The sequence below is a fragment of the Streptomyces sp. NPDC035033 genome (assembly GCF_040636735.1).
Taxonomy (GTDB): Bacteria; Actinomycetota; Actinomycetes; order Streptomycetales; family Streptomycetaceae; genus Streptomyces.
Window position 1 is genome coordinate 1 of the sequence record NZ_JBEZUZ010000017.1, and the last position, 19864, is coordinate 19864.

The following is a 19864-nucleotide window of genomic DNA, read 5'->3' on the forward strand; positions in this document are numbered from 1 at the left end:
GTCCAGGAACGGGCCGAGGACCTCGTACAGGTGCAGGTCCGATCCGCACAGCCCGCTCGTGGTGATCCGCACGATCACGTCCCACCGCCCGTCCCGTTCTCCCGTCCGCCTCCCGCACCGCGGGGATCCCGTCCGCCTCCCGCACCGCGGGGAGGGCGGCTAGGACCAGACGGCGACCAGGTACTCGACCCCGTACGGCGCGTCCTCGTGGAGGAGGCGGCCGGCCAGGCCGGCGCCCTCGGCGGCGCCCGCGAGGACCTGCCAGGGGGCGCGTCCGGCCGCCTTCAGCTCGTGCGCGAGGCCGGCGTCGAGCGCGAGGAGGCCGGGTACGTCGGCGGAGCCCAGGGCCCGGGCGGCCTCGGCGTCGAAGCCGGCGGCCCGCTCGTCGAGGTAGCCGGGGGCCTTCACGGTCCGGCAGGCGCTGCCGTCGCCCATGACGAGCAGGGCGACCCGCTCCGCCGAGGCGGCCAGCCGCCGTCCGGTCTCCGCGCACTCCTCGGCGGCGGCCCGCTCGTCGATCCCGAACCCCTCGACGGGGAGGTCCGCCCGGCCGGTGCGGGAGAGCAGCCAGGCGCCCACGGCGAGCGGGGCCGGCAGCGTACGGCCTCCGGGCCCCTGGCCGAGGCTCACGGAGAGGTCGATGCCGAAGCCGGCGAAGGAGCCGGAGGAGCCGGCGGGGAAGGCGCCCCGGGCGCCCTCGGGCGCGGGCCCGACGACGTACAGCCGGTCGGGCCGGGCGGCGGCGAGCACCCCGAGGGCGTCCGCGCAGTGCGCCCGCGCGTCCTCCAGCTCGGGGGCGGCGCCGCCGGCGACCTCGGGGACGAGGAGCGGCGGGCAGGGGCACACGGCTGCGGCGACAAGCATGATCCGCAGCCTACTGCCCGGGCCCGCGCGAGGTCAGTGGCCGGCGCCGCAGGCCGGGGCCTCGGCCGCCGGGAGCGGCTCGGGGACGCCGATCTTCGGCAGGCCGAGCAGGACCCCGGCCGGCTTGGCGGCGGCCGCGGCGGTGCGCTTCTCCCAGGCGTCGCCCGCGCGGGTGCGGCGGACGGCGGTGGTCGGGCCCTCGGCCAGCAGGTGGTGCGGGGCGGCGTAGGTGATCTCGACGGTCACCACGTCACCGGGGCGGACGTCCTCGTCGGGCTTGGTGAAGTGGACGAGCCGGTTGTCGGGGGCGCGGCCGGAGAGCCGGTGCGTGGTGCCGTCCTTGCGGCCCTCGCCCTCGGCGACCATGACCTCCAGGGTGCGGCCGACCTGCTTCTTGTTCTCGTCCCAGGAGATCTCCTCCTGGAGGGCGACCAGGCGCTCGTAGCGGGCCTGCACGACCTCCTTGGGGATCTGGTCCTCCATCTCGGCGGCCGGGGTGCCGGGGCGCTTGGAGTACTGGAAGGTGAAGGCGTTCGCGAAGCGGGCCTCGCGGACGACGTGCATGGTCTGCTCGAAGTCCTCCTCGGTCTCGCCGGGGAAGCCCACGATGATGTCGGTGGAGATGGCGGCGTGCGGGATCGCGGCGCGCACCTTCTCGATGATGCCGAGGAAGCGCTCCTGGCGGTACGAGCGGCGCATGGCCCTCAGGACCGTGTCCGAGCCGGACTGGAGCGGCATGTGCAGCTGGGGCATCACGTTCGGCGTCTCGGCCATGGCGGCGATGACGTCGTCGGTGAAGTCGCGCGGGTGCGGGGAGGTGAAGCGGACCCGCTCCAGGCCCTCGATCTCGCCGCAGGCCCGCAGCAGCTTGGAGAATGCCTCGCGGTCGCCGAGGTCGGAGCCGTACGCGTTCACGTTCTGGCCGAGCAGGGTGATCTCGGAGACGCCCTCGGCGACCAGGGCCTCGATCTCGGCGAGGATGTCGCCGGGACGGCGGTCCTCCTCCTTGCCGCGCAGGGCGGGGACGATGCAGAAGGTGCAGGTGTTGTTGCAGCCGACCGAGATCGACACCCAGGCCGCGTACGCCGACTCGCGGCGGGTCGGCAGGGTGGAGGGGAAGGCCTCCAGGGACTCGGCGATCTCGACCTGCGCCTCCTGCTGGACGCGGGCGCGCTCCAGGAGGACCGGCAGCTTGCCGATGTTGTGCGTGCCGAAGACCACGTCGACCCAGGGGGCCTTCTTGACGATGGTCTCGCGGTCCTTCTGCGCCAGGCAGCCGCCGACGGCGATCTGCATGCCGGGGCGGGCGGTCTTCATCGGGGCGAGGTGGCCGAGGTTGCCGTACAGCTTGTTGTCGGCGTTCTCGCGGACCGCGCAGGTGTTGAAGACGACGACGTCGGCGCCGTCGGCGTCCTTGGGGGCGCGGACGTAGCCCGCCTCCTCCAGCAGACCGGAGAGCCGCTCGGAGTCGTGGACGTTCATCTGGCACCCGTAGGTGCGAATGTCGTAGGTCTTCGGTCCTTCGATGCCCACTGTGAGACTCCGGTCGCTGCTGCTGGTCATGACATCCAAGAGTAGGCGGTCCGCCGCGGGGTCCGGGCCGGGCGCCGGGGCCGGCCACGGTGTCCGGATGTGACAGGGAATCGTCATTGCCGTCACGGGGCGGTGCGGGCGAAGGTGGGGGCATGTCCGAGACGCACTCCACCACGGCCCCCGGCGGGCACCCCGTCCACCGGGTCGTCGTCGCGGTCTTCCCCGACGTGGACCTCCTCGACGTCACCGGGCCGGCCGAGGTCTTCGCGCTGGCCAACCGGGAGGCGGGCGGTCGGGCCCGCTACCGGGTGCGGCTGGCCGCGCCCGGCGGCGCCGGGGAGGTGCGGACCTCGGCGGGGGTGCGGCTGGTCGCGGACCTCGGTTTCGACGAGGTCGGCGCGGACGTGGACACCCTCCTGGTGCCGGGGGCGGTGGACCCGGCGGAGGACGGCGGGGTCGTCGCCCGGCTCGACCCGGAGGTCGTCCGGTGGGTGCGGGAGACCGCCCCGCACGCCCGGCGGGTGGCGTCGGTCTGCGTCGGCGCCCACGTGCTGGCGGCGGCCGGCCTCCTCGACGGGAGGACCGCGACGACCCACTGGTCCACGGCCGCGCAGCTGGCGGCCGACCACCCGGAGGTCCGCGTCGACCCCGATCCGATCTTCGTACGGACGGACCGGGGCCGGCTGTGGACCGGGGCCGGGATCAGCGCCTGCCTCGACCTGTCCCTCGCCCTGGTGGCGGAGGACCTGGGCGAGGAGACGGCGCTGGCGGTCGCCCGGCAGCTCGTGATGTACCTGAAGCGGCAGGGCGGCCAGAGCCAGTTCTCGGTGCCGCTGAGCCGTCCGGCGGCCGGCCGGCGGGACATCGACGAGCTGCGGCTCTGGATCGCGGACCACCTCGACGAGGACCTGTCCGCTGAGCGGCTGGCCGGCCGGATGTGTCTGAGCGAGCGGCACTTCGCCCGGGTCTTCGCGCAGGAGACCGGGTCCAGTCCCGCCGCCTACGTGGAGGCGGCCCGGATCGAGGTGGCCCGGCGGCACCTGGAGACCTCGGACGCGCCGCTCGCCGAGGTGGCGGCCCGGGCGGGGCTCGGGTCGGTGGAGACGCTCCACCGGGCGTTCCGGCGGCAGCTCGCCACCACGCCGGCGGCCTACCGCCGCCGGTTCCGCACCCGGACCGACTGACCCCCGGCCACCCACCCCCTTTCCCTCTCCCGCGCGGGCGGGCGGCTCCGCCGCGCCCTCACGCGGTCCGTTTTCACCTGAAAGGTCAAGAAATGAGCATCACTCCGTCCACCCCCCTGCGTTCCCTCTCCGGTCTGACCGACGAGCCGGCCCGGCTCTCGGAGGCGGTCCTGGTTCTCATCGACATCCAGAACACCTACCGGTCCGGCGTCATGGCGCTGGAGGGCGCCGAGGAGGCCGTCGCCGAGGCCGCGCGGCTCCTCGCCCGGGCCCGGGCGGCCGGCACCCCGGTCGTCCACGTCCAGCACGACAGCGGCGAGGGCTCCCCGTACGACCTCACGGCCCCGGTCGGGGCGATCAGCGACGAGGTGGCCCCGGCCGACGGCGAGCCGGTCGTGGTGAAGAACTTCCCGAACGCCTTCCACGCCACCGACCTGGAGAAGGTCCTGACGGACCTCGGCTTCGCGGCGGGCAGCGGGAAGGACCTGGTCCTGGCCGGGTTCATGACCCACATGTGCGTGAACTACACCGCCCAGGCCGCGTTCAACCTGGGCTACCGGCCCACGGTCGTCGCCGAGGCCACGGCCACCCGGGCGCTCACCGCGCCGGACGGCACGGTCGTGCCCGCCGCCGAGCTCAAGCGGGCGGCGCTGACCGCGCTGACCGACGTGTTCGCCGTGGTGGTGCCGACGGCGGCGGACCTGCCGGCCTGAGCCGCCTCCGCCCGGCGCCCCTGCGGTTTTCCGCAGGGGCGCCGGGCGGGAACGCGCATACCGGCTCCGCGCCGCCCTTCCTAGGTTGGGGAGGGTCTTCCGGCGGGTCCGCCGGGGACCTTTCCCGCACCCTTGGAGGGCCCATGACGCCGTTCCCGATCCCCCTCGCCCAGGAGCCCGCCGGCGGCGTCGCCGGCTGGGCGGCCGGTCTCGTCGACACCCTCGGCGGGCCGGGCGCGGGCCTCGCCATCGCGCTGGAGAACCTCTTCCCGCCGCTGCCGAGCGAGGTGATCCTGCCGCTGACCGGCTTCGCCGCCGGGCAGGGCCTGCTGAGCCTCGCCTCCGCCCTGTTCTGGACGACGCTCGGCTCGGTGGCGGGCGCGCTCGCCCTGTACGGGATCGGCGCGCTCTTCGGCCGCGAGCGGATGTACGCGCTGTGGGCGCGGCTGCCGCTGGTGAAGGTCACGGACCTGGAGCGGACCGAGGCGTGGTTCCGGCGGCACGGCACCAAGGCGGTCCTGCTCGGCCGGATGGTGCCGGTCTTCCGCAGCCTGATCTCGGTGCCCGCCGGGGTGGAGCGGATGCCGGTCCCGCTCTTCCTCCTCCTCACCACCGCCGGCAGCCTCGTCTGGAACAGCGTGCTGGTGCTCGCCGGTTACGCGCTCGGCGACCGCTGGGAGCTGGTCGAGGCGTACGTCGGCGTGGCCTCCAAGGCCGTCGTCGTCCTGGTCCTCGCGGCCGGCGCGACCTGGCTGGCGGTACGGCTCCGGGGGCGCGGGGCGGCCCGGCACCGGCGCGCCTAAGGTGGAGGCCGTGCACGGGGGTGAAGGGGCGGATGTGGAGGCGCGGGCGGTCTTCGGGCGGGCGGCCCTCCGGCGGGCGGCCTTCCGGCGGGCGACCGGGGTGCTCGCCGGCTGTCTGACGGCGCCCCTCGGGCTGCTGTACCTCGCGCTCGCCGGGATCCCGCTCGGCGCCTTCCTGCTGTGGCCGCGGACGCGCCCGTACGCCCTCGGGCTCCTCGTCCCCGGCGCCCGCCGGCTCGTGGCGCTGGAGCGGGGGCGGCGGACCGCCTTCTTCGGCGACCGGTTCCCGGAGGCGTACGCGAACGGGGAGGCGGACGCGGACCGGGGCGTGCTCCGGTACCTGGCGGTCCGGTCCTGGACGGGGCTCGTGTGCGGGATCGTCCTCGCGCTGCTCGGCTTCGGCGCGGTGCTCGCCGGGCTGCTGGCCGGCGGGGTGGCGCGCGGGACCATCGGGGCGGCCGAACTGCTGACCCAGCTCGTCCTCGGCGGCGTGCTGCTCTTCCTCGCCCTCCAGGGCCTGGCCGCGCTGACCGCCCTCGACGCCCGGCTGGCCCGGGAGTGCTTCGGCCCGTCGGAGCGGGAGCTGCTGCGCCGCCGCATCGAGGAGCTCGCGGACAGCCGGGCGGCCGTGGTGCGGGCCGTGGACGCGGAGCGGCGGCGGATCGAGCGGGACCTCCACGACGGGGTGCAGCAGCGGCTCGTGGCGCTCGCCATGCTGATCGGACGGGCGCGCCGGAGCGGCGGGCGCGACCCGGAGCGCGCGGCGGAACTCCTCGGCCAGGCGCACGAGGAGGCCGGCGAGGTGCTGGCCGAACTGCGCGAGGTGGCCTGGCGGGTGTACCCGTCGGCGCTCGACAGCCTGGGCCTGGAGGAGGCGCTGGGCGGGGTGGCGCAGCGGTGCGCGCTGCCGCTGCGGATCGCCTACGAGGTCGAGGGGCCGCTGCCGCGCCCGGTGGAGACGGCCGCGTACTTCGTCGTCTCCGAGGCCGTCACCAACGCGGCCAAGCACTCCGCAGCCTCGGCCGTCTCGGTACGGGTCGCGGCGGCGCCCGGCGGCCCGCTGACCGTGCGGGTGGAGGACGACGGGCGGGGCGGCGCGGATCCGGCGGGCGGCGGCCTGACCGGACTGCGCGGACGGGTCGCCGCCCTCGACGGCGTCCTGCGGATCGACAGCCCCCTCGGGGGACCCACCACCATCGTCGCGGAGCTGCCGTGCGTGTGATCCTGGCCGAGGACTCGACCCTGCTGCGGGAGGGACTCGCCCGCCTGCTCGCGGAGGAGGGCCACGAGGTCGTCGGGGCGTTCGGCGACGCGGTGGCGCTGGTCGCCGAGGCGGAGGCGCTGCGCCCGGACGTGGTCGTCGTGGACATCCGGATGCCGCCGACCCACACCGACGAGGGGCTGCGGGCGGCCGTCGAGATCCGCGAACGGCTGCCGGGGACGGGCGTCCTGGTCCTCTCGCAGCACGTCGAGCGCAGCTACGCGGCCCGGCTGCTCGCGGCCGGCGCGGAGCGGGTCGGCTATCTGCTGAAGGACCGGGTGGCGCAGGTCGAGGAGTTCCTCGACGCGCTGGAGCGGATCCACGCGGGCGGGACGGCGATCGACCCGGAGGTCGTGCGGCAGCTCGTCGTCCGCAGCGCGCACGCGGACCCGCTGGCCCGGCTGACCCCGCGCGAGCGGGAGGTCCTCCAGGTGCTCGCGCAGGGGTACACCAACACGGCCATCGCGCGGCGGCTGCACCTGTCGCTGAGCGCCGTGGAGAAGCACCTCAACGCGGTCTTCGACAAGCTGGAGCTGCGCGGGAGCGGGGGCCAGAGCCCCCGGATCCTCGCGGTGCTGCGCTATCTGGAGGCGTAGCCGTCGGCGCGGGCCCCGGTCAGCAGGGCGTGCAGGCGCAGGAGGGTCCGCTCGTCGCCGAAGCCGCCGGCCTTGATGACGACGGGGACCCGGGGGAGGTCCTCCGGGCCGGCCAGGGTGCCGCGGGCGATGCCGGGTTCGGGTTCGTCGTGGAGGTCGATGCCGTGGGCTCCGAGCGCGCGCAGGACGGCCTCCGCGGTCTCCCCGCCGGTGAGCACGAGCCCGTCGAAGGGGTCCCGGTCGGCCAGGGCCGCCACGGAGGCGGCGAGGAGCCGGGTCAACTCGGCGGGGTCCGCCCGCCGTTCGTGGGGCGTGTGGAGGATGCGGACGGGGGTGTCGACGGCGCGCAGCGGGTCGGCGGCGACGGCGCTGACCGCGCCCGGTTCGGCGGCCAGCAGGGCGAGTTGGCGCCGGGTGGCCGGGTTGGCGCTGCCGACGGCGACCAAGGGGCGTACGGCGGGCGGGAGTTCGCCGGCGGCCTCGCCGTCGGCGGCGGGGCGGGCGTGGTGGCGGGCGAGGGCGGCGGCCAGGCCCGGGGAGCCGACCCACAGGACGGCGCGGTGGTCGGGCGCGGCGGCGACGATCCGGTCCAGGTCGGCGTCGGTGGCGGCCGAGCAGACGAAGAGGCCGCCGTCCGGGAGGAGTTCGGTCAGTTCCTCCGGCCGTCCGGGGTCGACGGGGACGGCTTCCGGGAGGAGGCGGGCGAGGTCGGCCGTACGGACGGGGTGGGCGGGGTCGCGGGCGAACTCGCTCTCGTCGACGCGCACCCCGCGCACGTACTGGACGCCGTGCCGGGTGGTGCGGCCCTCGGCCGGGAAGGCGGGGGCGATCACGACCGCCCGCCGGCCCGAGCCCTCCCGCGCGGCGCGGATCTCCGCGGCCACGTGCCCGCGGAGGGTCGAGTCGACGGTCTTGAGCAGCAGCTCCGCCCCGGACAGGGCCCGGGCCGCCTCCCGGGTGCGGGCCGCGGCGCCGGCCTCGTCGAGGAGCCGGCTGCCGAGGTCGACGGCGAGGACCCCGTCCTCCTGTCCGTGGCCGGCGAGGGGACTGCCGGAGAGCAGGACCCGGGCCGGACGGCCGGCCCGGCGGAAGGGCGCCGCCCCGTCCCCCGCGCTGGTCAGGTCGTCGGCGAGGACGGCGACGCGGGGCGGGGCGACGGACGGGGCGGGGCGCATCGGCGGCTTCCTCGGGTCGTACGGGTGCGGGCGGGACGGACGGGCCGGTACGGATACGGGTCCGGGGTCCCGGCACGGGTACACGCGGGCGTCCCGACGCCGGTACCGGTCGCGTACCGGTCGCGTCGGGTCCACCCTGGCGCGCCCGGCCCGCTTCAGTCCAGCGGCGACCGGTCCGGGCGCGGGGGCGGCGGCCGGTCCGCGTATGCGCACGAGTACGCGGACCGGATCGTGGACGTGGACACGGGCGCGGGCACGGGCACGGACATGGGCATGGGCATGGGCATGCCGGAACTCCCTCGGGACGGGGGCGAGTCAGCGGCTCGGCCGGGGCCAGGGGCGGGCAGGGGGAACTGCCCTCAAGATCACCGAGCGCTTTCCGACGCTAACCGCACCGGCCCCGGCACCCCGACAGGACACACGGCGCGGCGCGCCCGCCACGCCCCGCTCACCACTTCGGCGGAGCGCGTTCGCCCCCCGCCGGACGCGCCCGGCCCCCCGGGCCGTACCGGACCGAGCCGGCCGGGACCGGACCGAGCCGGACCGGGCCGTGGCTCGGGGTGGACCGGGCCGGGCCGTGGCTCGGGGTGGTGTCGTCGCCACCCGGAGCCACCGGCGGTCCCGGCCCGGCGGACATCACACCGCCGCCGTCCGGTCGCCCTGGCCAGGGGCGGCGCCCACCTGGCAGGATCGCTGACATGCTCCCCTCCCTCACCCGCGCCGTCCGCCGCCGCGTCCTCGCGCTCGCGGCCGCGCTGCTCGCGGTGGGCGGAGCGCTGCTGTGGTGGCTGGCGCCCTTCGGCCCCCCGGCGCCGAGCGGCTCGGTCACGTTCAGCACCGGCGTCCCCAGCGGCGTCTACCAGCAGTACGGCGAACTGCTCAAGCAGGCCATGGCCGAGGACCTCCCGGACGTCTCGATCACCCTCAAGGACAGCGAGGGCTCCCAGCAGAACCTGGCGAGGGTCGCCTCCGGCGAGGCCGACTTCACGGTGGCGACCGCCGACGCCGTGGCGCAGTACATCCGCGACCGCCGGCCCGGCTTCGAGCGGCTGCGCGGCTGCGCCCGGCTCTACGACGACTACGTGCAGCTGGTCGTGCGCAAGGGGTCGTCGATCCAGCGCGTCTCCGACCTGCGCGGACTGCGGGTCGGCGTCGGCCAGGACGGTTCGGGCGTGCGGCTGATCGCGGACCGGGTCCTCGCGGCGGCCGGCCTCACCCCGGACCGGGACGTCGAGGCGGTGCCGGTCGGCATCGACACCATGCCGGCGATGCTGGAGCGGGGCGGCCTCGACGCGTTCTTCTGGTCGGGCGGTCTGCCGACCGAGGCCGTGCTGTCGCTGTCGCGGCGCTACGAGGTGCGGCTCGTCCCGATGGACGCCCCGCTCGTGAAGGCGCTGCGGGACGTGGGCGAGTCGACCCGGCACTACCGCTCGGCGAGGATCCCGGCCGACGCCTACGCGAAGGCGCAGGACGGGCAGCCGGTGGAGACGCTGGCGGTGGCGAACCTGATGGTGACGACGGCCGAGGCCGATCCGGACCTGGTGGAGGGCTTCACCCGGGCGGTGATCGACAGCCGGGACAGCATCGGCAGCCAGGTGCACCCGGCCCAGCTGGTGGACCTGCGCACGGCCGTCTACACCGAGCCGCTCGTCCTCCACGAGGGCGCCCGCCGCTACTACCGCTCGGTCAAGCCCTGACCCCTCGCCCCGCCCGGGCCGTCACCGGTCGGCGGGTTCGTACCGCGGCACCGTGACCGTCACGCGCAGGCCGTGCGGTTCGTTCGGGGCGAAGGAGATCCCGCCTCCGGAGGCGGTCAGCAGCACGCGGGCGATGGAGAGGCCGAGCCCGGAGCCCTTGACGTTCTGATGGCGGCCGGAGCGCCAGAAACGGTCGCCGACCCGGCTCAGCTCCTCCTCGGTGAGGCCGGGGCCGCGGTCGGCGACGACGACCTCGACGCCGTCCCGGCCCGTGCGGACCCGTACGGTGACCCGTTCGCCCTCCGGCGTGAACTTCAGCGCGTTGTCGACGACCGCGTCCAGGGCGCTGGAGAGGGCCACCGGGTCCGTCCAGCCGGTGGCCGCCCCGCACTCGCCCACCAGCTGGACGCCCTTGTCCTCGGCGACCGCCCGCCAGGAGGCGATCCGCTCGGCGGTGAGGGCGCCGACGTCGGTGAGCCGCAGGTCGGCGGCGGTGTGCTCGGCGAGGGCCAGGTCGAGGAGGTCGTCGAGGACCTGCGCGAGCCGCTTGCCCTCGGTGCGCACGGAGGCGATCTCCTCGTTCCCCTCGGGGAGTTCGAGGGCGAGCAGCTCGATGCGCAGCAGCAGCGCGGCGAGCGGGTTGCGGAGCTGGTGGGAGGCGTCGGCGACGAACGCCCGCTGCTGTTCGAGGACTTCCTCGACGTGGTCGGCCATCTCGTTGAACGAGCGGGCCAGGCGCCGCAGCTCGGGCGGTCCGCCGGCCTCGGCGACCCGGGAGTTCATCCGCCCGGTGGCGATGTCGTGGGTGACGCCGTCGAGGACCCGTACCGGACGCAGCACCCAGCCGGTGAGGCGCACGGCGGCGCCGACGGCGAGGAGCATGGCGGCGGCCTCGCCGGCGAAGATCACCAGCCAGCCGCGCAGGACGCGGGCCCGGAGCTCGCCGGTGGGCGAGTCGGTGACGACGACGGCGATGACGTCCCCGTCGCGGACGACGGGCGAGGCGATGATGAGGCGGGCGTGCGGCTGCCAGGGCCAGACCTGCGGCGGGTCGTGGCTGCGGCGGCCGAGCAGGGCCTCGTTGAAGGCGCGGCGGCCCTCCCCCTCGTAGGGGACGACCCAGTCCTCGGGGGCGGCGGCCATCGACCGGTTGTCGCGGTAGAAGATGCCGGCCCGGATGCCGTAGACGTCGTGGTAGCTGGTGAGCTCCCCCTTGAGGGTGGAGCGGCGCTCGTCGTCGACGGCGGAGGGGTCGCCGACGAACTGGCCGAGGGCGGCGAAGCGGGCGGCGTCGTCGAGGCGGTCGACGACGACCCGCTGCTGCTCGGCGGCGGCGAGGCTGGCGGCGAGCGGGAAGCCGAGGGCGAGGAGGACCCCGGCCATCAGGACGATGAGAAGGGGGAGGAGTCGGGTGCGCACGGGCGGAGCGGCCGGGGGTTACGCGGCCGGGGGGACCAGGCGGTAGCCGACGCCCCGCACGGTCTCGATCAGGGCGGGCATCCGCAGCTTGGAGCGGAGCGAGGCGACGTGCACCTCCAGGGTGCGGCCGGTCCCTTCCCAACTGGTCTGCCACACCTCGGAGATGATCTGCTCGCGGCGGAAGACGACGCCGGGCCGCTGGGCCAGGAGGGCGAGCAGGTCGAACTCCTTGCGGGTGAGGGCGACGGGCTCGCCGTCGACGCTGACCCGCCGGGTGGGCAGCTCGACGGTGACGGTGCCGAGGCGGAGCACGGTGGCCTCGGCGGCGGAGCCCGTACCGCCCGCCGCGTCGTCGGCGGGGCCGCCGGTGCGCCGGGAGACGGCGTGGATCCGGGCGAGCAGTTCGCCGGTGTCGTAGGGCTTGACGACGTAGTCGTCGGCGCCGAGGTTGAGGCCGTGGATCCGGGAGCGGACGTCGCTGCGGGCGGTCACCATGATCACCGGGGTGGTGGTGAGCTTCCGGATCCGGGCGCAGACCTGGTAGCCGTCCTGGTCGGGGAGGCCGAGGTCGAGCAGGATCACCCCGTACGAGGGGCGGTCGCCCTGCGCGGTGGGGAGGACGGCCTGGAGGGCCTCCTCGCCGTTGCGGGCGTGGGTGACGGCGAAGCCGTGCTTGGCGAGGATCGCGGAGAGGGCCGCGGCGACGTGGTCGTCGTCCTCGACGAGCAGCAGTCGCATGGTCTTCTCCTCTCGTTCGCCGGGGCGCCCCGGGCCGGGGCGCGAACGCCCATGAACGCCGATCATCGACGCCCCAGTCAAGTGTCCCCCTGCGGACCGCCGGCTTCCGTTATTCACCCGGTACGCCGCCCGGGTCCGCCTTCACCCAGGGTGTCCGACTGTAGCCCTATCGTTATCCTCAATTTCCGCTCAGATGTGATGACGGTCATCCGGACGGGTCTCTAGTGTCCTCCCAACCGAGGAGGACGGAGCAAGAGGCCGATGAGCGAAGTGGCAGTGTCCAAGGACCACGAGGACTCGCCCCGGGCCCAGGAGGATCTGGTCGTCCTGTCCGGAGTGAACAAGCACTTCGGCGCCCTGCACGTGCTGCAGGACATCGACCTCACGATCGGTCGCGGTGAAGTCGTCGTCGTCATCGGCCCGTCGGGCTCCGGCAAGTCGACGCTGTGCCGCACGATCAACCGCCTGGAGACCATCGACGCGGGCACCATCACGATCGACGGGAAGCCGCTGCCCGCGGAGGGCAGGGAGCTGGCCCGGCTGCGGTCGGACGTCGGCATGGTCTTCCAGTCCTTCAACCTCTTCGCGCACAAGACCGTGCTCGAGAACGTGATGCTGGGTCAGATCAAGGTCCGCCGCACGGCGAAGGCCGAGGCGGAGGCCAAGGCCCGTGCCCTGCTCGACCGGGTGGGCGTGGCCGCACAGGCCGACAAGTACCCGGCGCAGCTCTCCGGCGGGCAGCAGCAGCGCGTGGCGATCGCCCGCGCCCTGGCGATGGGCCCGAAGGTGATGCTCTTCGACGAGCCGACCTCCGCCCTGGACCCGGAGATGATCAACGAGGTCCTGGAGGTCATGCAGCAGCTGGCCCGGGAGGGCATGACGATGGTGGTCGTGACGCACGAGATGGGCTTCGCCCGCTCGGCCGCGGACCGCGTCGTCTTCATGGCCGACGGCCGCATCGTCGAACAGGCCGCCCCCGAGGAGTTCTTCAGCAACCCGCGCAGCGACCGGGCGAAGGATTTCCTCTCCAAAATCCTTCACCACTGAGCGAGTCGACGACCTAGTCTTCGCACCTCACGCCTACCCAAGGGACGTTCAACCATGAAGCTTCGCCACGCCTCCGCGGCCTCCGTGGCCGCCGTCGTCCTCGCCCTGACCGCCACCGCCTGCGGCACCGGCTCGGACTCCGGCAGCAACGGCGACAAGATCACCATCGGCATCAAGTTCGACCAGCCGGGTCTCGGCCTGAAGACCCCGGACGGCTCGTACGCGGGCTTCGACGTGGACGTCGCCCGGTACGTCGCCAAGGAGCTGGGCTACGACGAGGGCAAGATCACCTGGAAGCAGGCGCCCTCCGCCGAGCGCGAGAACCTCATCAAGAACGGCGACGTGAAGTTCGTCGTGGCGAGCTACTCGATCAACGAGAAGCGCCTGAAGGAGGTCGACTTCGCCGGCCCGTACTTCCTGACCCACCAGGACCTGCTGGTCCGCGCCGACGACACCTCGATCACCAAGGTCGAGGACCTCAACTCCAAGAAGCTCTGCTCGGTCACCGGCTCGACCTCCGCGCAGAACGTCAAGGAGAAGCTGGCCCCGAAGGCCGACCTCCAGCAGCTCGGCGGCTACTCCGAGTGCCTCACCGGCCTGGAGAACAAGGCCGTCGACGCCCTCACCACGGACGCCTCCATCCTCGCGGGCTACGCCTCGCAGAAGGAGCACCAGGGCAAGTTCAAGCTGGTGGGCCTCTCCATGAGCGACGAGAACTACGGCATCGGCATCAAGAAGGGCGACGCCGAGCTCAAGGGCAAGATCAACAAGGCCCTGGAGAAGATGGTGTCCGACGGCACCTGGGACAAGCTCGTGAAGCAGCACTTCGGCCCCTCGGGCTACAAGAACGAGCCGGCCCCGAAGATCGCGGGCTGACCTCGCGCGCTGCCGTGACGGCCGCCCCGCCCGGGTGGCCGTCACGGCGCCACCGGCCGCTGCCGACGCACCGGCCGCCCACCGACCGACCACCAGGGGAGAGCGCGGGGCATCGTGTTCGACTTTCTTGATTCCGGGCAGTACGACCTGCTCGGCGCCTTCTGGGTGACGGCGCAGCTCGCCCTCTACTCGGCGATCGGCTCGCTGATCTGGGGCACCGCCCTGGTCGCCATGCGGGTCAGCCCGGTCCCGCTGATGCGCGGCTTCGGCACGGCGTACGTCAACCTCGTCCGCAACACGCCGCTGACCGTGGTCATCGTGGCCTGCTCCTTCGGCCTCAACCAGACCCTCCAGATCACGCTCGGCGGCGAGAACTTCGAGGAGATCGGCTTCCGCCTCGCGATCCTCGGACTCACCGCGTACACCGGCACCTTCGTCTGCGAGGCGCTGCGCTCCGGCATCAACACGGTCCCGGCGGGCCAGGCCGAGGCGGCCCGCGCGCTGGGCATGAGCTTCATCCAGGTGCTGACGCTGGTGGTCCTCCCGCAGGCGTTCCGCGCGGCGATCACCCCGCTCGCCAACGTGCTCATCGCCCTCACCAAGAACACCACGGTGGCGGCGGCGATCAGCGCCGCCGAGGCCGCGTTCCTGATGAAGGAGATGATCGAGAACGAGGCCGACGCCCTCTTCGTGGTCTTCGGCATCTTCGCCTTCGGCTTCATCCTCCTCACCCTCCCCACCGGCCTGGTCCTCGGCTGGGCGGCCAAGCGACTGGCGGTGAAGCGATGAACTCCGTCCTCTACGACGTCCCCGGCCCCCGGGCCAAGCGGCGCAACGTCCTCTACACGGTCGTCTTCCTCGCCGTCCTGGCCCTGGTGGCCTACTGGGTGCTCGCCGCCCTGGCCGACAAGAACCAGCTGGCGGCCGAGAAGTGGAGCCCGTTCGTCACCGACGCCCAGGTGTGGACGACGTATCTCATCCCCGGCCTGGGCGAGACCCTGAAGGCCGCCGCGCTCTCCATCCTGATCGCCCTGCCGCTCGGCGCGGCCCTGGGCATCGGCCGGCTCTCCGACCACCGCTGGGTGCGCGTCCCGGTCGGCGCGGTCGTGGAGTTCTTCCGCGCCATCCCGGTGCTGCTGCTGATGATGTTCTCCAGCGCCGTCTACGCCGCCTACACGCCCGTCAGCTCCGACTTCCGCCCCCTGTACGCGGTCGTCACCGGTCTGGTGCTCTACAACGCCTCCGTCATCGCCGAGGTCGTCCGCGCCGGTGTCCTCTCGCTCCCCCGGGGCCAGGGCGACGCGGCCGTCGCGCTCGGCATGCGCAAGGGCCAGACCATGCTGTACGTGCTGCTGCCCCAGGCCGTGACGGTCATGCTCCCCGCCCTGGTGAGCCAGCTCGTCGTCATCGTGAAGGACACCGCGCTCGGCGGCGCCCTGCTCGGCTTCGGCGAACTGCTCAGCCAGAACCGGCAGATCACCGCCAACTACGGCGCCAACACGATCGCCGCCTTCACCGTCATCGCCCTGATCTACATCGCGCTCAACGCCCTCCTCACCTACCTGGCCGCCCGGCTGGAGAAGCGGCTGCGCCAGGGCCGCAAGGCGGCCGCGGTGAAGGAGACGGCCCCGATCGCGAACGTCGAGATGGGCGGGGCGAGCACCGGCGGCCTCTGACCGCCGTTCCCCGGCTCCGTACGACCACCACCCCCCGACCGGCCCGGTTTCCCCCAAGTTCCGCGCCCGTCCACTTCCGGCCCCGTCGCCTTCCCCCGGACCGCCTGCTTCCGGGAGAACCGGCGGGGCCGGAGGTCTTGGTGGGGCGGAGGAGGCGTGAGGGGGCGGCCGGAGGGGCCGGAAACGGCTCCGGCCGGCCGCCGGCCGCACCACGCCCACCGCGTCACTTGACGCAAAACACCCTGACTGGGTTGCATACGGTCTGTGATCAAGCACCGGGCTCGTGCCACACTCTGCTGTGCTGCCCCCATGACTTTCCGGCCTTTTGGAGCCGCGCCGTGGACCCGGTGATCATCGTGGGCGCGGGGCCGGTCGGCCTCGCGCTCTCCCTCGCGCTCGCCGCGCAGGGCGTGCCCAGCGTCGTCCTCGACGAGACCTCCGGCAAGGAGGAGCCGCGCCCCGCGCGGACCGTCGTGCTGCGCGCCGACACGGCCGCCCTGGTCGAGCGGCTGGGCTGTGCCACCGTCCGCGACGAGGGGGTGCGCTGGGTCGGCTGGCGCGGGATGCGAAGCCGCCGGCAGACCCGCGAGGTCGCCTTCGACCTGGGGCTCGGCGGCACCGAGGAGTGGTCCGAGGACCCGGCGTCCCCGGCCGCTCCGGCGGCTCCCCTGCACATCCCCCAGCACGCCCTCGCGCGCGGCCTGCGCGACGCCGTCGCCCGCGAACCGCTCGTCCGGCTCGTCACCGACTCCCGCCTGGACAGCGTCGAGCAGGACCGCTCCGGGGTCGTCGCCCACACCCGCGGCCCCGAGGGCACCTGGTGGCGCGGCAGCCACCTCGTCGGCTGCGACGGCGCCCGCTCGACCGTCCGCAAGCTGCTCGGCGTCCGCTTCCCCGGCCGCACCGCGGTCGAACGGCACGCGGTCGCCGCCCTGCGCACCGAACTCCCCTGGCCCGGCGAGTCCGTGCTGCACCGTCAGCCCCCGTGGCGGGGGGTCGGCGAGGAGATCACCGCCCGCCCGCTGCCCGACGGGGTGTGGCGGATCGACTGGCTGCTGCCGCCGCGCGGCGAGCTCGTCACCCCGGACGCGCTGGTGGCCCGGATCCGCGAGACCCTGGCCGGCTGGTGCGAGGGCACCACGCCCCCGTACGAGCTCCTCGACACCGGCGTGCACACCCTGCACCACCGGCTCGCCCGCCGCTGGCGCGTCGACCGGGTGCTGCTCGCCGGGGACGCGGCCCACCTGCTCGGCGCGATCGGCACCCAGGGCCTCGACGAGGGCCTGCGGGACGTCGACAACCTCGCCTGGAAGCTCGCCCTCACCTGGCACCGGGCGGCGCCGGACGCCCTGCTGGACAGCTACCAGAGCGAGCGGCGCACGGCGATCGCCGCACGGCTCCGCTCGGCCGACCAGGCGCTGCCCGTCCTGCGCGGCGGCGGCGGGCTGCGCACCTACCTGCCGGGCGTGATGCGCGGTCACGACGCCCTGCTGACCGACGGGCACCTGGGCCGCGGCCCGCTGGGCGCCTCCCCCGCCTATCCGCACTCGCCGCTCGCCGCGCCCTTCACCGAGGGCATGATCCCGGTGGGCACGCCGCTCGGCGCCCCCGTCGAGGACGTCCGGGTGACGGCCCCCGACGACACGACCGTACGGCTCCGGGACCGGCTGGGGCAGGCCCGGTTCCTGGTCCTGCTCGTCGCCCCCGGCACCGGGGTGTGGGAGCGCCGCCACTGGCGGACCGCCGGACTGATGCCCCGTCTGGAGGAGGCCGCCGAGGGCCTGCCGGTGGCGTCGGAGGTCCTGGTGACCGACGCCTACCCGGGCGCCCCCGCCCACGCCGTCCTGCTGGTCCGCCCCGACGGCCACCTGGTCGCCGCCTTCGCCGGCGTACGGCCCGAGGAGCTCCACGCGGCGGCGGAAGCCGCCCGCGGCAACGCCCCGGGAACCCCGGACCAGTCCTCCGCCGCGCCCCACGAGGAGACGGAACGGCGCGGGGAGAAGGCCCGGCCCGAGAAGGCGGAGCGGCCCGAGAAGGCGGGCCGGCGCGGGGGGACGGAGCCGCGTGAGGGGGCGGAGCGGTCCGGGACGCCGGGCCGGCGCGGGGAGACGGACCGGGCAACGGACCGGGCAGGAGAGCCGGACCGGTCCGGAGCCGCCGTCCCCGTGGAGGTCCCGGCACCGGCCGAGGTCTCCGTGGGACACGACCGGACCGCGGACGTCCATTGATTCGCGGGGGCACGCGTGGTGTACTCCGGAGCGTGACCGACACCGATGTGCGCCTGTGGCGGAGGGTCCACGTGGACCTGATCCGCTATGCGGGCTGCGTGTGTCGCCCGTCCTCCTGAACGCGCCTCCCTTTCCCCGCGCGCCCCGCCCCACCCCGTTCCGCCCCGCCGTGCCCGGACGACCGTCCGGCGCGGCGAGCCCGGCGGTCCCTCGGTGGCTTCCGTGCGGCGCGCCCCAGCGATTCCAGGACGGTCACCCGTGCCCGCGTCTTCTGTCACCCCCTCTTCCCTGCCCCCTTCCCCCGCCGCCCGGACGGCCTCCGGTCCCCCGACGGCGGCCGAACTGCTCGACTTCGCCCGCCGCACCGCCGCCGACCGGGCCCTCGTCGACTCCCTGCCGCTCGATCCGGAGGGCCGTACCTGGGTACGGCTGGACGGTCCCGGCGGCAGCGAGGCCTGGCTCATCGGCTGGCCGCCGGGCTCCGGCACCGGCTGGCACGACCACGCCGAATCCTTCGGCGCCTTCGCCACCGCCCGCGGCAGCCTCACCGAGCACGCGCTCGCCGTCCGCCTCCCGGCGGGCGGCTGGCGGACGCTGGAGCTGGCCGAGGGGCTGGACCGTTCCCGCCGGCTCGACGCGGGTGACGGCCGCGCCTTCGGCCGCGACCACCTCCACGAGGTGCTGAACCCCTCCCCCGACACCCACGCGGTCTCGGTGCACGCCTACTACCCGCCGCTCCCGCTGATCCGGCGCTTCAGCCGGACGGGCGCGGTGCTCCGCCTGGAGCAGGTCGAGGGCCCGGAGGACTGGCGGTGAGCGGGGAGCGCGTCGGCATCGACGCACTCCTGGAGCGGGTGCGGTCGGGCCTCGACCGGGTCGACGCCCGCACCGCGTACGAGGAGTACGCGGCGGGTACGGCGCTCCTGGTCGACACCCGCTACGCGGCCCTGCGGGAACGGGACGGTCTGGTCCCGGGCGCGCTGGTCGTGGAGCGGAACGAGCTGGAGTGGCGGCTCGACCCGCTGGGCAGTCACCGCTCCCCGCAGGCGACCGGCCACGACCTGCGGGTGGTGGTGTTCTGCGACGAGGGCTACGCCTCCTCGCTGGCGGCGGAGTCCCTGCGCCGCCTGGGCCTGCACCGCGCGACGGACCTGATCGGCGGTTTCCAGGCATGGAAGGCGGCCGGTCTCCCGGTCCTCCTCCCGGCCACCGGGCCCGCCTTCTGACCGGAAGGCCCGCTTCCCCCCGGACCGGGGCGGCCCCCCGCCCAGCCCCGGTCCCCGGTCACTCGACCCCAGGTCGCTTGACCCCAGGTCGCTTGGTTCCCAGTCACCGGGTCTCCCGGCCTCCCGGTGTCGATCACGGCCCGGCTCTGGTCCCGGCCCGGGCTCCGGGCTCCGGGCTCCGGGCTCCGGGCTCCGGGCTCCGGGCTCCGGGCTCCGGGCTCCGGGCTCCGGGCTCCGGGCTCCGGGCTCCGGGCGGAAGGCTAGTAGCCCTCCTCCAGGCCGTCGGTGGACTCGCCCTCTTCCTCCAGGGCCCGGCGGACCACCCGCAGGGCCATGCCCTCCGGGTATCCCTTGCGGGCGAGCATGCCGGCGAGGCGTCTGAGCCGGCGGTCGCGGTCGAGACCGCGGGTGGCGCGGAGCTTGCGCGCCACCAGCTCGCGCGCGGTGGCCTCCTCCTGCTCGGAGTCCAGCTGGCCGACGGCCTCCTGCACGAGGCCGGGGTCGATGCCCTTGGTCCGCAGCTCGCGGGCGAGGGCCCGGCGGGCGAGGCCCCGCCCGTGGTGCCGGGACTCCACCCAGGCGTCCGCGAAGGCGGCGTCGTCGATGAGGCCGACGTCCTCGAAGCGGGCGAGGACCTCCTCGGCGATGTCGTCGGGGATCTCCCGCTTGCGCAGGGCATCGGCCAGCTGCTTGCGCGTGCGGGGGGTTCCGGTGAGCAGGCGCAGGCAGATCGCCCGCGCCCGCTCGGCCGGATCCTGGGGTGACAGCTCCTTCTCGGCCCTCGACGAGTCGGGGCTGTCACCCGGCCATTCGGTGCGACCGGTCACC

At 74.7% G+C, this 19864-nt stretch carries 20 protein-coding genes and 1 pseudogene; 14 read left to right on the plus strand and 7 right to left on the minus strand.

What is annotated here, in order from left to right; genetic code table 11:
- The 3 genes and pseudogenes from AB0E83_RS10045 to miaB form a co-directional block, all read right to left on the minus strand.
- Window positions 1-81 (minus strand): annotated as a pseudogene (locus tag AB0E83_RS10045) (alcohol dehydrogenase catalytic domain-containing protein); the annotation flags it as partial.
- A 78-nt stretch (window positions 82-159) separates the two neighbouring features.
- Window positions 160-864 carry a class III extradiol dioxygenase subunit B-like domain-containing protein gene (locus AB0E83_RS10050; protein ID WP_362108530.1) on the minus strand — a complete coding sequence of 235 codons (705 nt, stop codon included), beginning with the start codon at window positions 862-864 and terminating at the stop codon, window positions 160-162.
- A gap of 33 nt (window positions 865-897) precedes the next feature.
- Window positions 898-2427 (minus strand): tRNA (N6-isopentenyl adenosine(37)-C2)-methylthiotransferase MiaB, encoded by a 1530-nt coding sequence (gene miaB / locus AB0E83_RS10055; RefSeq protein ID WP_362108532.1) that lies wholly within the window; start codon window positions 2425-2427, stop codon window positions 898-900.
- A gap of 122 nt (window positions 2428-2549) precedes the next feature.
- Between miaB and AB0E83_RS10060 the strand changes: the two genes are divergently transcribed.
- From AB0E83_RS10060 to AB0E83_RS10080, 5 genes are all read left to right on the plus strand, one after another.
- Window positions 2550-3581 carry a GlxA family transcriptional regulator gene (locus tag AB0E83_RS10060; RefSeq protein ID WP_362108534.1) on the plus strand — a complete coding sequence of 344 codons (1032 nt, stop codon included), beginning with the start codon at window positions 2550-2552 and terminating at the stop codon, window positions 3579-3581.
- Window positions 3582-3673: 92 nt separating this feature from the next.
- On the plus strand, window positions 3674-4294 hold the full coding sequence (locus AB0E83_RS10065) for a cysteine hydrolase family protein (RefSeq protein ID WP_362108536.1): 621 nt from the start codon (window positions 3674-3676) through the stop codon (window positions 4292-4294).
- Between the two features lie 143 nt (window positions 4295-4437).
- Window positions 4438-5097: a DedA family protein gene (locus AB0E83_RS10070; RefSeq protein ID WP_362108538.1), complete on the plus strand. Its 660-nt coding sequence runs from the start codon at window positions 4438-4440 to the stop codon at window positions 5095-5097.
- Between the two features lie 100 nt (window positions 5098-5197).
- Window positions 5198-6319: a histidine kinase gene (locus AB0E83_RS10075; protein ID WP_362108691.1), complete on the plus strand. Its 1122-nt coding sequence runs from the start codon at window positions 5198-5200 to the stop codon at window positions 6317-6319.
- Window positions 6310-6954, plus strand: coding sequence for a response regulator transcription factor (locus tag AB0E83_RS10080; RefSeq protein ID WP_362108540.1), 645 nt, complete (start codon window positions 6310-6312; stop codon window positions 6952-6954). The genes AB0E83_RS10075 and AB0E83_RS10080 overlap by 10 nt, the downstream gene beginning before the upstream one ends.
- On the opposite strand, the gene AB0E83_RS10085 is transcribed toward AB0E83_RS10080, so the two are convergent.
- Window positions 6939-8129 (minus strand): four-carbon acid sugar kinase family protein, encoded by a 1191-nt coding sequence (locus tag AB0E83_RS10085; protein ID WP_362108542.1) that lies wholly within the window; start codon window positions 8127-8129, stop codon window positions 6939-6941. The genes AB0E83_RS10080 and AB0E83_RS10085 overlap by 16 nt on opposite strands.
- Window positions 8130-8827: 698 nt before the next feature.
- On the opposite strand from AB0E83_RS10085, the gene AB0E83_RS10090 reads away from it, so the two are divergent.
- The gene (locus AB0E83_RS10090) at window positions 8828-9826 is read left to right on the plus strand and encodes a TAXI family TRAP transporter solute-binding subunit (protein WP_362108544.1); all 999 of its coding nucleotides are present in this window, start codon (window positions 8828-8830) and stop codon (window positions 9824-9826) included.
- A gap of 21 nt (window positions 9827-9847) precedes the next feature.
- Here AB0E83_RS10090 and AB0E83_RS10095 read toward each other — a convergent pair whose 3' ends face one another.
- Together AB0E83_RS10095 and AB0E83_RS10100 are read right to left on the minus strand one after the other, a co-directional pair.
- Window positions 9848-11245 carry a HAMP domain-containing sensor histidine kinase gene (locus AB0E83_RS10095; RefSeq protein WP_362108546.1) on the minus strand — a complete coding sequence of 466 codons (1398 nt, stop codon included), beginning with the start codon at window positions 11243-11245 and terminating at the stop codon, window positions 9848-9850.
- Window positions 11246-11263: 18 nt separating this feature from the next.
- Window positions 11264-11983: a response regulator transcription factor gene (locus AB0E83_RS10100; protein ID WP_362108548.1), complete on the minus strand. Its 720-nt coding sequence runs from the start codon at window positions 11981-11983 to the stop codon at window positions 11264-11266.
- Window positions 11984-12301: 318 nt separating this feature from the next.
- On the opposite strand from AB0E83_RS10100, the gene AB0E83_RS10105 reads away from it, so the two are divergent.
- The 8 genes from AB0E83_RS10105 (at window position 12302) to AB0E83_RS10140 (ending at window position 19036) form a co-directional block, all read left to right on the plus strand.
- Window positions 12302-13030: an amino acid ABC transporter ATP-binding protein gene (locus AB0E83_RS10105; RefSeq protein WP_362108693.1), complete on the plus strand. Its 729-nt coding sequence runs from the start codon at window positions 12302-12304 to the stop codon at window positions 13028-13030.
- 54 nt (window positions 13031-13084) lie between these two features.
- Entirely contained in the window at window positions 13085-13906 is an 822-nt protein-coding gene (locus tag AB0E83_RS10110; RefSeq protein ID WP_362108550.1) for a glutamate ABC transporter substrate-binding protein, read from the plus strand.
- Window positions 13907-14020: 114 nt separating this feature from the next.
- Window positions 14021-14695 carry an amino acid ABC transporter permease gene (locus tag AB0E83_RS10115; protein WP_362108552.1) on the plus strand — a complete coding sequence of 225 codons (675 nt, stop codon included), beginning with the start codon at window positions 14021-14023 and terminating at the stop codon, window positions 14693-14695.
- Window positions 14692-15582 (plus strand): amino acid ABC transporter permease, encoded by an 891-nt coding sequence (locus tag AB0E83_RS10120; RefSeq protein WP_362108554.1) that lies wholly within the window; start codon window positions 14692-14694, stop codon window positions 15580-15582. The genes AB0E83_RS10115 and AB0E83_RS10120 overlap by 4 nt, the downstream gene beginning before the upstream one ends.
- Window positions 15583-15920: 338 nt before the next feature.
- Window positions 15921-17810 (plus strand): FAD-dependent monooxygenase, encoded by a 1890-nt coding sequence (locus AB0E83_RS10125; protein ID WP_362108556.1) that lies wholly within the window; start codon window positions 15921-15923, stop codon window positions 17808-17810.
- Between the two features lie 47 nt (window positions 17811-17857).
- Window positions 17858-17929 (plus strand): putative leader peptide, encoded by a 72-nt coding sequence (locus AB0E83_RS10130; protein ID WP_362108695.1) that lies wholly within the window; start codon window positions 17858-17860, stop codon window positions 17927-17929.
- A 169-nt stretch (window positions 17930-18098) separates the two neighbouring features.
- Window positions 18099-18626 (plus strand): cysteine dioxygenase, encoded by a 528-nt coding sequence (locus tag AB0E83_RS10135; RefSeq protein WP_362108697.1) that lies wholly within the window; start codon window positions 18099-18101, stop codon window positions 18624-18626.
- On the plus strand, window positions 18623-19036 hold the full coding sequence (locus tag AB0E83_RS10140) for a rhodanese-like domain-containing protein (protein WP_362108558.1): 414 nt from the start codon (window positions 18623-18625) through the stop codon (window positions 19034-19036). The genes AB0E83_RS10135 and AB0E83_RS10140 overlap by 4 nt, the downstream gene beginning before the upstream one ends.
- A 260-nt stretch (window positions 19037-19296) precedes the next feature.
- Here AB0E83_RS10140 and recX read toward each other — a convergent pair whose 3' ends face one another.
- Window positions 19297-19863 (minus strand): recombination regulator RecX, encoded by a 567-nt coding sequence (gene recX / locus AB0E83_RS10145; protein WP_362108560.1) that lies wholly within the window; start codon window positions 19861-19863, stop codon window positions 19297-19299.
- Window position 19864: the final 1 nt, after the last annotated feature.